Here is an 11,083-nt window from a genome sequence, read left to right as displayed (position 1 = left end):
GCGTGCGGCGGGTCGCCGGGGATCTTGCCGGTTTCCAGGCGGAGCGGGTCCTCGGCGCGGCCAGGAGGGTGAGCGGGCGGCGGGAGCTGGTGTGGCTGGTGGTGCACGCGGTCGCCGGGCCGGCTCCGTGGTGGTGCTGTGGGCGATGGTGGCGGCGCTGGATTATGTGTTCCTGCGGATGCGGCCGGCCGAGACGAGCGTGTGGAACACCTTCGCGTTGAGCGTGGCGACCGTGGCGATCGCGGTGGTGGTCGTGCTGGCGGTTCCGGTGTTGCGGCGCGGTCAGGCGCTGCCGGTGCGGTACCTGCTGGCGGGCTTGGGGCCGCGGGAGCGGATCAGGGAGCTGGCCGCCTCGAGGGCGGCGGTGGTGGACGCGCGTGCGGCCGAGTTGCGCCGTATCGAGCGTGATCTGCATGACGGTGCGCAGGCCAAGCTGGTGGCGATCCGCATGCAGCTCGGGTTGGCGCGCGGCGCACGTGATGTGGAGGAGGTGCGGGCGATGATCGATGAGGCGCGTGAGGTGGCCGGTGAGGCGCTGGCGGAACTGCGCGATCTGGTGCGCGGTATCCATCCGCCGGTGCTGGCCGATCGCGGGCTGGCCGGGGCGATCGAGGCGTCGGCGTTGTTGTGTCCGATGCCGGTGGAGGTGGACATCGATCTGCCCGGCCGTCCGCAGCCGCCGGTGGAGTCGGCGGTGTACTTCGCCGCGGCCGAGGCGCTGACGAACGTGGCCAAGCACAGCGGTGCCTCCCGTGCGTGGGTGCGTCTGCGCTATGGCGGCGGGGTGCTGCGGCTGGTGGTGGGCGACGACGGGCGTGGCGGGGTGCGGCGTGATGCGGGTGGCGGGGTGCGCGGCATCGCCGATCGTCTGTCGGTCTTCGATGGTTCGCTTGTGGTGAGCAGTCCTGAGGGCGGGCCGACGGTGCTGACGATGGAGGTTCCGTGCGTGTTGTCATAGCCGAGGATCTCGCGCTGCTGCGCGATGGGCTGGTGCGGTTGTTGTCGGCCCATGGGTTCACTGTGGCCGAGGCGGTGGACAACGAGCCGATGCTGCTGGCGGCGCTGCTGCGGCACCGGCCCGATGTGGCGGTGATCGATGTGCGGTTGCCGCCGGGTTTCACCGATGAGGGGCTGCGGGCGGCGCTGGAGGCGCGCCGGCGGGTGCCGGGGCTGCCGGTGCTGATCCTGTCGCAGTACGTCGAGCAGCTGTATGCGCGTGAGCTGCTGGCGGATCGTGGCGGTGGGGTGGGGTACCTGCTGAAGGACCGGGTGGGTGATGTGGAGCGGTTCGTCGATGCGGTACGTCAGGTCGCCGCCGGTGGCACGGCGATGGATCCGGAGGTGGTGTCGCAGTTGCTGACCCGGCGGGACCGGCAGGGGCCGTTGACCGCTTTGACGCCGCGCGAGCGTGAGGTGCTGGCGTTGATGGCCGAGGGGTTGTCGAATCTGGCGATCGCCGCCCGGCTGGGGGTGAGTGACAAGGCGGTGGGCAAGCACACCAACAACATTTTCGCCAAGCTCGGCCTGCCGCCCTCGGATGATCACAATCGGCGGGTGATGGCGGTGCTGGCGTATCTGCAGGCGGTGCCGCGCTGAGCCGGTCCTCCAGGTGATGTGGAGCCGCTGACACCGGCGAAGGCGCCGGTCCGGCCGCCCCGCGAGGGGGCGGCCGGACCGGTCACAAGAGGGGGGTTACTGGCCGACGTTGGCGTTGTACTTCTGGATGGCCTGCTGCAGGCTGTCGGCGGCGGCCTGCATGGCCTGCTCGGCCGAGGTCTTCGGCTCCTGGCCAGCGCCGGCGGGGACGGCCTGCTCCAGGCCGACCTCGGCCGCCTTCCTGGCCTCGGGCATGATGCCGAGCAGGCAGCCGGAGGTGGCCGGCGACGGCTTTTGGGCGCGCAGCTGGGTGACCGCGACCTGGAAGTTGGGGTCGTCGTTGGAGGTGGCCTGCGGGTTGACCGGCACGTAGCCGGTGGCGGCGTGCCACTTGCCCTGCTGCTCAGGGGTGTTGGCGAACTTCACGAACTCCCAGGCGGCGCGCTTTTCGGCGTCGGTGTGGCCGACGGCGTTGATCCACAGGGAGGCGCCGCCGATGATGGTGCCGCCGCTGGAGTCGGCCGACGGCTTGGGGAACGGCGCGGTCTTCAGCTCGAACTTGCCCTTGGCGGCCTCGGTGTAGCCGCCGAGCGCGCTGGTGGACTCCAGGTGCAGGGCGACGGTGCCGGTCTTGAAGGCGTTCTGGGCCTGGTCGGTGGGGCGGCCGGTGTTGGTGGCGTAGCCCTGTTTGACCAGGTCGCCGAGCCATTGGGCGAACTTGACGCCGGCGCCGGTGCCGAAGTTCACCTTGGTGGCAAGGCCGTTGCGGCCGTTGCCGTTGTCGCAGTATTCGGTGTTGTCCTGGGCCATGAGCTGCTCGACGAACCAGCCGTACAGGGCGGCGTTGAAGCCGTACTGCTTGACGGTGCCGCCTTCTTTGATGGTGAGCTTCTTGGCCCATTCGGCGATCTCGTCGAGGGTGGCCGGCGGCTTGTCGGGGTCGAGGCCGGCCTTGCGGACGGCGTCGGCGTTCATGTAGAGCAGCGGGGCCGAGGAGTTGAACGGCATCGACCAGAGTTTGCCCTTGATGCTGTAGTAGCTGGCGATGTTGGGCTCGATGTTGGCGTTCTGGTCGAACTTGTCGGCCTCGATGAACTTGTACATCGGTACGACCTGCTGGGCGTCGTACATGAAGCGCGAGCCGATGTCGTAGATCTGCACCAGCGGCGGGGTGGCGCCCTGCTGGACGGCCTGCTTGTAGGCGACGATCATCTGGTCGTAGTCGCCTTTGAACACCGGCTTGACGGTGATCTTGGGGTTGGCCTTCTTGAAGTCGTCCACCATGGCCTTGATGGCCAGCTCGTTCTTCTCCTTCATCGAGTGCCAGAACTCGATCTCGATCGGTTCGGTGATCGCGTCAGGTCCTGGAGCGGTGGCGGCCTCGCCGCCTTCGTCTGAGCCGCTGTCGCCGCCGCAGCCGGTCAGGGCGAGGCTGAGGGCGGCCGCGACGGCCAGGGCGCCGCGGGTGCGGCGGAATCGGGGTCGTGCCATGAGGGAACTCCGTTTCTGATTCACGATCACTTCACGGCGCCCGCGGTGAGCCCGCGGATGATGAAGCGCTGCCCGAAGATCACGAGTGCGAGGGTGGGAAGGAGAGCGAGGGTGACGCCGGCCAGGATCAGCGTGGGGCTGGAGGACTCGGCGTCGTTCAGCATCGACACGCCGATCTGCAGGGTCTTGTAGCGGTCGTCGTTGCCGAGGATCAGCGGCCAGAAGTACTGGTTCCAGGTGGTCATGAACACGTACACGCCGACGGCGGCGATGGCCGGTTTCGACAGCGGGATGAGGATGCGCCACAAAAAGCGCAGGTGGCCGCAGCCGTCCATGACGGCGGCGTCGCGGACTTCGAGGGGGAACTGCAGGAACGACTGGCGCAGCAGGAAGGTGCCGAAGGCGTGTGCGAGGAACGGCAGGGTCAACCCGAGGTAGGTCAGCGGTCCCTTGGTCAGGCCGAGGTCGGAGATGAGCAGGTAGTTGGGCAGGATGATCGCCTCCCACGGCACCATGAGGGTCACCATGAACAGCGCGAACATCGCGGTTTTGGCCCACATGCGCAAGAACGCGAAGGCGTAGGCGGCCAGCACGCTGGTGATCAGCTGGGAGATGGTGACGATGCCGGTCTGGATGGCGGAGTTGAGGTACTGGCGGGCCAGCGGGATCGTGTCCAGCGCCGAGGTGAAGTTGCCCAGGTCGATGGCGGTGGGCAGCAGCTTGGGCGGGTAGCTGGCCAGGTCGCTCGGGGTCATGATGCCGCCGACGACCGCGTAGTACAGCGGGAAGACCACCGGCAGGGCGCAGACGATGAGCACCAGGTAGACGACCAGCTTGCTCGCAAGCGACGAGGAGGTGGAGGTGGGGGTGCGGCTCATCGGTAGTGGACTTTCCTTTCCAGCACGCCGAACTGGATGCCCGTGCAGATCAGCACGATGACCAGCAGCACGATCGCCGCGGCGCTGGCCGTGCCGAAGTCGGAGGAGCCGTAGCTGAAGGCCTTTTCGTAGATCCAGTAGACGAGCGTGGAGGTCGCGCCGTCGGGGCCGCCCTTGGTGAGGATGTGGATCTGGCCGAAGCTCTGCAGCGCGTGGATCGTGGAGATCACGATGAGGAAGAACAGCTGCGGCGAGAGCATGGGGATGGTGATGCGGTAGTGCAGCCGCCATCCGGTGGCGCCGTCCAGCCTGGCCGCCTCGACCACTTCGGTGGGGATGGTGCCGATGCCGGCCGACAGGACCAGGACGTTGTAGCCGAGCGTCATCCAGACGGTGGTGATCGAGACGGAGATGAGGGCCAGGTCGGGTTCGGTGAGCCAGCCGATCCGCTCGATTCCGAAGTGGCTGAGGATGCCGTTGGCCATGCCGACGGCGGGGTTGTAGATCAGCGCGAAGATCACTGATGCGGTCGCCACGGAGAAGGCGAACGGCAGCGCGAAGACGGTGCGGAACATGCGCTGCCCGCTGATGCGCGACTCCAGCAGCAGCACGATCACCAGCGCGCCGAGGATGCCGGGCACGACGGTGAACAGTACGAACAGCGCCGTGGTGCCGAGGGCTTTGAAGAAGGTGGCATCGGCGAACATGGCCGTGAAGTTGTCGAGGCCGACGAACTTGTTGGCCCGGCCGATGATGTCGGTCCCCATGGTGGACAGGTAGAAGGTCCTGCCCAGCGGATAGAAGACGAAGATCGCGAAGATGATGAGGGAGGGCGCGAGATAGAGCAGTGCTAACCGGCGCTCGCCCGTCGGTCCCCGTTGGCTGCTAGCGCGCGCTTCCATCGTCGTGCCGTCCTGCTTTCGTTCATCGGTGGTTCACATTTGTGCTTGCTGGATTCTGCCCAGCCGAGTCAGCTTGCGGTAGGTCTGACCAGTGACTTCACCATGAACGTTCGCGGAACGTTATCCGCGTGGCCGGCAGGCCGTTCACCGTCACGGTCTCGCGCCTGGCGGTAGGGGCGGTACGGGCGCCGGTACGGACAGCGCCGCGCCAGCGGGGGTGCCTAGCGTCACTGGACCTCGGCGCTGGCCAACCAGGGCAACCTGGCCAGCGCCCTGCGCCGTCTCGGCGAACAGGAGCGGGCCTATGCCTTGCTGGATGAGGCGCCGGCGGCCTACCGCAGGGCGGCGAACATGCGCGGTGAGCTGTCGACGCTGGATGAGCCGGCGTTGTGGCACCTGCAGCGCGGCCAGGCGGCCACCGGGCTGAAGGTGGCGCGGCGGGCCCATGAGATGGCGATCGCGGTCCACGGCAGGAAGGCCACCGCGCAGACCGCGGCCACCGTGGCCAAGGCGTACCTGGCGCTGGGCGAGGCCGAGACGGCGGCCGGATGGTACGAGCGGTGCCTGTCGATCGCGCATGCGACGTACCCGTTCGCGGAGGCGCGGGCGCTGGCCGGTCTGGCGGCGGCCCGGCTGGAGGGCGGGGACGCCCAGGCGGCGCGCGGCCTGGCTGAGCAGGCCGCGGCGATCGCCTCGGCGTGCGGGTTCCGCCGGCTGGCGGCCCGCGCGCGGACGGTGCTGGCGGCGTGCGGGGCGCAGGTGCTCATCGGCTGACGGCCCGCACCGGGCAGGCGATCGATGCCGCAGTAATGTGATCGGATACCCATGACAGGCAAGGGACGGCGGATCGAAATGAGAGCTATCGTTTACCGCACCACTGGCGATCCCGATGTGCTGGAGCTCGTCGAGCGTGACACGCCCGAGCCGGGGCCCGGCGAGGTACGGGTGCGCGTCGCCGTGTCCGGGGTCAACCCGACGGACTGGAAGACCCGTTCCGGCGCCACCAATCCCAAGATCTTCCCTGAGGTGACGCCGCACCTGGACGGCGCCGGGGTGATCGACGCCGTCGGCGAGGGCGTCGATGCGGGCAGGATCGGCCAGCGGGTGTGGCTGTACATGGCGACGCTGGGCCGCGCGACCGGCACCGCGGCCGAGTACACCGTCGTCTCCGCCGACCAGGCGGTGCCGCTGCCCGATGGGGTGAGTTTCGACGTCGGCGCCGCGCTGGGGGTGCCGGCGCTGACCGCGCACCGGGCGCTGACGGTCGCCGAGGACGGGCCGCGCCGGCTGCGGCCCGGCGCGCTGGAGGGCAAGGTGGTGCTGGCCGCCGGCGGGGCGGGCGCGGTCGGGCATGCCGCCATCCAGCTCGCCCGCTGGGCCGGGGCGACCGTGATCAGCACGGTCAGCGGGCCGGAGAAGGCGCGCCTGGCCACCGCCGCCGGCGCCCACCACGTCATCAACTACCGGCAGGGCGATCCGGCGGGTGAGATCCGCGCGATCGCGCCCGACGGGGTGGACATCATCGCCGAGGTGGCGCTGGGGGCGAACCTGGAGCTGGATCTGGCGGTGCTGCGCACCGGGGGCGTCATCTCCACCTACGCCAACGACGGCGGCAAGCCGGTGGGGCTGGACGTGCGGCAGAACATGATGCTCAACACCCGCTTTCAGTTCCTGGTGCTCTACACCGTCGGCGAGGAGGCGCTGCTGGCGGGTGCCGAGGATGTGGCCGCGGCGGTGGCGGACGGGGCGATGCCGGTCGGTGAGGAGCACGGGCTGCCGCTGATCCGTTTCCCGCTGGAGCGCACCGCCGATGCCCATCGGGCGGTGGAGGGCGGCGCGGTCGGCAAGGTCGTGGTGGACGTCGCGCCCTGACCGGCGGGCGTGGGCCCGGCCGCGGCTGGAGGCGTCAGGCGGCGGCCGGATCGATGCGGCGCTGCAGCAGCATGCCGGGCCACTCCCCCACGGTGAACGGGGCCACGCGGGTGAAGCCGCAGCTTTCGTAGAAGGCGACCAGCCGGCCGTCGCCGCCGGCGTAGCAGTCGACGCGCAGCAGGCCCAGGCCGCGCTCGCGGGCTTGGCCTGCGGCCCAGTCGAGCAGGGCGCGGCCGACGCCGTGGCCGGCGTGGCGGCGGTCGGTCACCAGCGCCTGGACGTACAGTTCGGGCTCGGTGGCGGGGGTGACGTAGTCGTGGGCGGGCCCGATGGAGATCGCGCCGGCGGGCTCGCCGTCGCGTTCGGCGATGTGCATGCCGCCGCCGCGCTGCCAGCCGGCGACCTGTTCGGTGCGGCGGGCGTCCCCGGTGAAGGGGCGGGTGCCCCACTGGCCGGTGCGGCCCTGGGCGGTCAGCCAGGCCACGGCGCTGTCGAACATGGCCAGGGTGACGGGCACGTCCTCCGGGCCGGCGGGGCGGATGTGAATCACTGTGCGGTGTCTTTCCTCGTCAGGGCGTGGCGTCCGTCAGGGCGCTGCCTTTCTTCCACTGGGAGAACGGCATCTGCCAGAAGCCCCAGCCGTTGTTCCACTCCAGCTCGCGGTCGGTGCCGGTGATCTCGACGACGTCGCCGCGCTGCATGGTGTCGTAGAACCACTTGGCCTGGTCGGGGCGGGCGTTGATGCAGCCGTGGCTGACGTTCTGCCGGCCCTGGGCCCAGACGTTGTCCTTGGCGTGGACGTACTCGCCGGAGTTGGAGATCCGCACCGCGTGGTTGATCATCACGTCGTAGTACTCCGGGTCGCCCTTCTTGCGGCCCGGGGAGATCATGCGCACGGGGTTGCCGCGTTCCATGGTCAGGTGCACGCCGGAGGTGGTGGTGTACTCGCGGGTGGTGCCCTTGCCGGCGCTGATGCGCATGGTCTGCACGCGCTTGCCGTCGCGGTAGACGTACATCATGTGCTTGCGGACGTCGACCTTGCTGATCTGCCGCGCGCCGATCTGCAGGTCGGCGGTGTAGTCCTTGACGCCGTAGAGGCCCTTGCCGGCCTTGATGCCGGTGATGTCGGCGTTGAAGGTGACCGTCTGGTGGGCGGGCCAGTATTTGGCGGTGCGGTAGATGACGACCTTGTCGTTGATCCAACGCCAGGCGCCCGGCACGGGCTTTTCCGCCTCGACCTTCAGGGCGCGCTCGATGCGGGCCTTGTAGGTGACGGGCTGGTTGAAGGTGACGATGATGGGGGCGCCGACGCCGATCTTCTCGCCCTTGCGGTTGGGCGTCACGTCGGCCACCTGCAGGGCGCGTTCGGGCTTGGCGGTGGTGAACGTGCTGGTGGCGGTGGTGGCGCCGGCGGTGGCCGAGACGCGGTAGCGGGTGGACGGCTTCAGCGGCGTCTTGGAGATCCACCGGGTCTTGTCGGCGTTGAACTTGCCCGACAGCTGCTCGCCTTCGGCCTCGACCGTGACGTTGTCCAGGGCGCCGCCTGCGGCGGTCACCACGACCTTTTTGTCGGGGTGGACCTTGCTGGTGCCTTCGGCCGGGGTGATGGCGACGGTGGGCGCCTGCGGGGTGGCGACGATGGTGGCGTCGGGGGCGTCGGGAGGCGGGCTGGCGGAGCCGCCTGAGCAGGACGTCGTCAGGGCGGCCGCGGCCAGCAGTGCGAGGGCGGCGGGTCTCCTGTGGACGGTCACTGCGTTCAACGTCTTCCTCTCCCCAACGGTGCCCTCAAGGGCACGTCAAGAACCCTAATGCTTACGCATATAAGACGCCGAATCGTTTGGGAGAGTTCGATCACATTTCCATTACTTGTGGGGGGCGGCCAGGCGGTGGGTGAGCCCGGTGTGGCGGCGACCGGCCCCTTTGGTGCGGACGGCCTGGGCCAGCGCCCGGCGCGAGCCGACGATGACGACGAGCTTCTTGGCGCGGGTGATGGCGGTGTAGAGGAGGTTGCGCTGCAGCATCATCCAGGCGCTGGTGGCCAGCGGGATCACCACGGCGGGGTATTCGCTGCCCTGGGAGCGGTGGATGGAGACGGCGTAGGCGTGGGCGAGCTCGTCGAGCTCGTCGAAGGCGTAGTCGACGGACTCGTCCTCGTCGGTGAGGACGGTGAGCTTGTGCTCGTCGGGGCGGATGTCGGTGACGATGCCGACCGTGCCGTTGAACACCCCCGCCGCGCCCTTGTCGTAGTTGTTGCGCAGCTGGGTGACCTTGTCGCCGATGCGGAAGACGCGGCCGCCGTAGCGGCGTTCGGGCATGTTCTCCCGTGCCGGGGTCAGCGCCTCCTGCAGGGCGGCGTTGAGGTTGCCCGCGCCGGCGGCGCCGCGGTGCATGGGCGCCAGGACCTGCACGTCGCGGCGGGGGTCCAGGCCGAAGCGGCGCGGGATGCGGCGGGCGACGACGTCGACGGTGAGGGCGGCGATCTCCTCCGGCTCCTCGCAGGGGAACAGGAAGAAGTCCTTCATGCCCTCCAGGACGGGGTGGCGGCCGGTGTTGACGCGGTGGGCGTTGACGACGACGCCGGACTCCTGGGCCTGGCGGAAGATCTGCGTCAGGCGCACGCGCGGGATGCCGGGGGCGGCCAGCAGGTCTTTGAGCACTTCGCCGGCGCCGACCGACGGCAGCTGGTCGACATCGCCGACGAACAGCAGGTGCGCGCCGGGCGCGACGGCCTTGACGAGCTTGTTGGCCAGCAGCAGGTCCAGCATCGACGCCTCGTCCACCACGACCAGGTCGGCGTCGAGGGGGTTGTCGCGGTCGAAGGTGGGATCGCCGCCGGGGCGCAGCTGCAGCAGCCGGTGGACGGTGGTGGCCTCGTGCCCGGTCAGCTCGGCCAGGCGCTTGGCGGCCCGGCCGGTGGGGGCGGCCAGGATGACCTTGGCGCGTTTGGCGCGGGCCAGCAGCACGATCGAGCGTACGGTGAAGCTCTTGCCGCAGCCGGGGCCGCCGGTCAGCACGGCGACCTTGTGCGTCAGCGCCAGGCGGACGGCCTGGCGCTGCTCGGGGGCCAGCTCGGCGCCGGTCTGGCCGTGCAGCCAGCGCTCGGCGCGCTCCCAGTCGACGTCGGTGAAGCTCTTGAGCCGGTCGTGGCCGTTGTGCAGCAGGCCGAGCAGGCTCGCCGCCAGGGAGGCTTCGGCGCGCTGGAAGGGCGGCAGGTAGACGGCCGGGACGTGGTTGTCGCCCGCGGGGACCTCCTCGCGGATGACGCCCTCGTCGGCCACCAGCTCCTCCAGGCAGGCGGTGACGAGGTCGGGCGGCACGTCGAGGATCTTGACGGCGTCGGCGACGAGGTTGGGGGCGGGCAGGTAGCAGTGGCCGTCGTCGGCGGCCTGCGACAGGGTGTAGCGCAGCCCGGCCTTGACGCGTTCGGGGCTGTCGTGGGGGATGCCGACGGCCTGGGCGATGGTGTCGGCGGTCTTGAAGCCGATGCCCCACACGTCGTCGGCCAGCTTGTACGGCTGGGTACGCACGACGTTGATGGAGCCTTCGCCGTACTGCTTGAAGATGCGCACCGCGATGGAGGTGGACACGCCGACCCCCTGCAGGAAGATCATCACCTCTTTGATGATCTTCTGTTCCTCCCAGGCGGCGGCGATCATCTTGGTGCGCTTGGGGCCGAGGCCGGGCACCTCGATCAGGCGTTCGGGATGCTGCTCGATGATGTCGAGGGTGTCGGTGCCGAAGTGGTCGACGATGCGCTCGGCCATCTTGGGGCCGATGCCCTTGATCAACCCGGAGCCGAGGTAGCGGCGGATGCCCTGCACGGTGGCCGGCAGGACGGTGGTGTAGGACCACACCTCGAACTGGCGGCCGTAGCGGGGGTGGGAGGTCCAGCGTCCGCGCAGCCGCAGCGACTCGCCGACCTGCGCGCCGAGCAGCGGGCCGACGACGGTCAGCAGGTCGGGGCCGGTGCGGTCGGTGGCGACCCGGGCGATGGTGTAGCCGGTCTCCTCGTTGGCGTAGGTGATGCGTTCGAGGACCGCCTCCAGCGTCGCACCGACCGGCCCGTTGTCGCCAGGCTTCACGCGCCAACCCTCCTCCGCCTGCTTGTCGGTGGCAAGAGTAGAGGAACGGGCCGACGAGAGTGATCGCCGCGGCGGGGACAGGCTCGTCCGGCCGCCGCCTGCGGCCCCTGATCGGCACCTGATGCGGCGCGCCGCTTCCCGGCCGGGGGCGGCGCGCTCGCTTCAAGCGCCGAGGCGGGGAACAGGCCGTTGACGAGGGCGCGCAGGCCGGCGTCGTCCGCCTCATCCTCGACACCTTCGATCGCGCTCCCTCCCGCTGAGC

Annotated in this window: 10 protein-coding genes; 4 read left to right on the top strand and 6 right to left on the bottom strand. The window is 69.8% G+C overall.

The window, feature by feature from the left end:
• Positions 1–127 precede the first annotated feature (127 nt).
• Together WBK31_RS15745 and WBK31_RS15740 are read left to right on the top strand one after the other, a co-directional pair.
• Positions 128–958 (top strand): sensor histidine kinase, encoded by an 831-nt coding sequence (locus WBK31_RS15745; RefSeq protein WP_406675107.1) that lies wholly within the window; start codon positions 128–130, stop codon positions 956–958.
• Positions 943–1,596, top strand: coding sequence for a LuxR C-terminal-related transcriptional regulator (locus tag WBK31_RS15740; protein WP_378788897.1), 654 nt, complete (start codon positions 943–945; stop codon positions 1,594–1,596). The genes WBK31_RS15745 and WBK31_RS15740 overlap by 16 nt, the downstream gene beginning before the upstream one ends.
• Positions 1,597–1,692: 96 nt before the next feature.
• On the opposite strand, the gene WBK31_RS15735 is transcribed toward WBK31_RS15740, so the two are convergent.
• From WBK31_RS15735 to WBK31_RS15725, 3 genes are read right to left on the bottom strand one after another with little or no spacing between them, the layout of a single operon-like run.
• A complete protein-coding gene (locus WBK31_RS15735; RefSeq protein WP_364051340.1) occupies positions 1,693–3,087 on the bottom strand; it encodes an ABC transporter substrate-binding protein in 1,395 nt (464 codons plus the stop codon).
• Between the two features lie 26 nt (positions 3,088–3,113).
• Positions 3,114–3,965, bottom strand: a complete 852-nt coding sequence (locus WBK31_RS15730; RefSeq protein ID WP_364051337.1) for a carbohydrate ABC transporter permease — start codon at positions 3,963–3,965, stop codon at positions 3,114–3,116.
• A complete protein-coding gene (locus WBK31_RS15725; protein WP_364051334.1) occupies positions 3,962–4,867 on the bottom strand; it encodes a sugar ABC transporter permease in 906 nt (301 codons plus the stop codon). Before WBK31_RS15725 ends, WBK31_RS15730 begins: the two co-directional genes overlap by 4 nt.
• Positions 4,868–5,176: 309 nt before the next feature.
• Between WBK31_RS15725 and WBK31_RS15720 the strand changes: the two genes are divergently transcribed.
• Entirely contained in the window at positions 5,177–5,641 is a 465-nt protein-coding gene (locus WBK31_RS15720) for a hypothetical protein (RefSeq protein ID WP_406675106.1), read from the top strand.
• A 78-nt stretch (positions 5,642–5,719) separates the two neighbouring features.
• Complete coding sequence (locus tag WBK31_RS15715) at positions 5,720–6,739, top strand: NADPH:quinone reductase (protein ID WP_364051328.1); 1,020 nt, start codon at positions 5,720–5,722, stop codon at positions 6,737–6,739.
• Between the two features lie 34 nt (positions 6,740–6,773).
• Here WBK31_RS15715 and WBK31_RS15710 read toward each other — a convergent pair whose 3' ends face one another.
• From WBK31_RS15710 to WBK31_RS15700, 3 genes are all read right to left on the bottom strand, one after another.
• A complete protein-coding gene (locus tag WBK31_RS15710) occupies positions 6,774–7,289 on the bottom strand; it encodes a GNAT family N-acetyltransferase (protein WP_378788902.1) in 516 nt (171 codons plus the stop codon).
• A gap of 19 nt (positions 7,290–7,308) precedes the next feature.
• Positions 7,309–8,490 carry an Ig-like domain-containing protein gene (locus tag WBK31_RS15705; protein WP_364057397.1) on the bottom strand — a complete coding sequence of 394 codons (1,182 nt, stop codon included), beginning with the start codon at positions 8,488–8,490 and terminating at the stop codon, positions 7,309–7,311.
• Between the two features lie 111 nt (positions 8,491–8,601).
• The gene (locus tag WBK31_RS15700; RefSeq protein ID WP_364051322.1) at positions 8,602–10,821 is read right to left on the bottom strand and encodes an ATP-dependent RecD-like DNA helicase; all 2,220 of its coding nucleotides are present in this window, start codon (positions 10,819–10,821) and stop codon (positions 8,602–8,604) included.
• Positions 10,822–11,083 lie beyond the last annotated feature (262 nt).

Source organism: Nonomuraea sp. N2-4H (assembly GCF_045291505.1).
Classification (GTDB): Bacteria; Actinomycetota; Actinomycetes; order Streptosporangiales; family Streptosporangiaceae; genus Nonomuraea; species Nonomuraea fastidiosa.
This window is presented reverse-complemented; position numbering and strand designations above follow the sequence as displayed.

Excerpts from the sequence above, each read along its gene's own strand:
- WBK31_RS15735 (WP_364051340.1), bottom strand. The coding sequence starts at position 3,087 with ATGGCACGACCCCGATTCCGCCGCACCCGCGGCGCCCTGGCCGTCGCG.
- WBK31_RS15730 (WP_364051337.1), bottom strand. The coding sequence starts at position 3,965 with ATGAGCCGCACCCCCACCTCCACCTCCTCGTCGCTTGCGAGCAAGCTG.
- WBK31_RS15725 (WP_364051334.1), bottom strand. The coding sequence starts at position 4,867 with ATGGAAGCGCGCGCTAGCAGCCAACGGGGACCGACGGGCGAGCGCCGG.
- WBK31_RS15715 (WP_364051328.1), top strand. The coding sequence starts at position 5,720 with ATGAGAGCTATCGTTTACCGCACCACTGGCGATCCCGATGTGCTGGAG.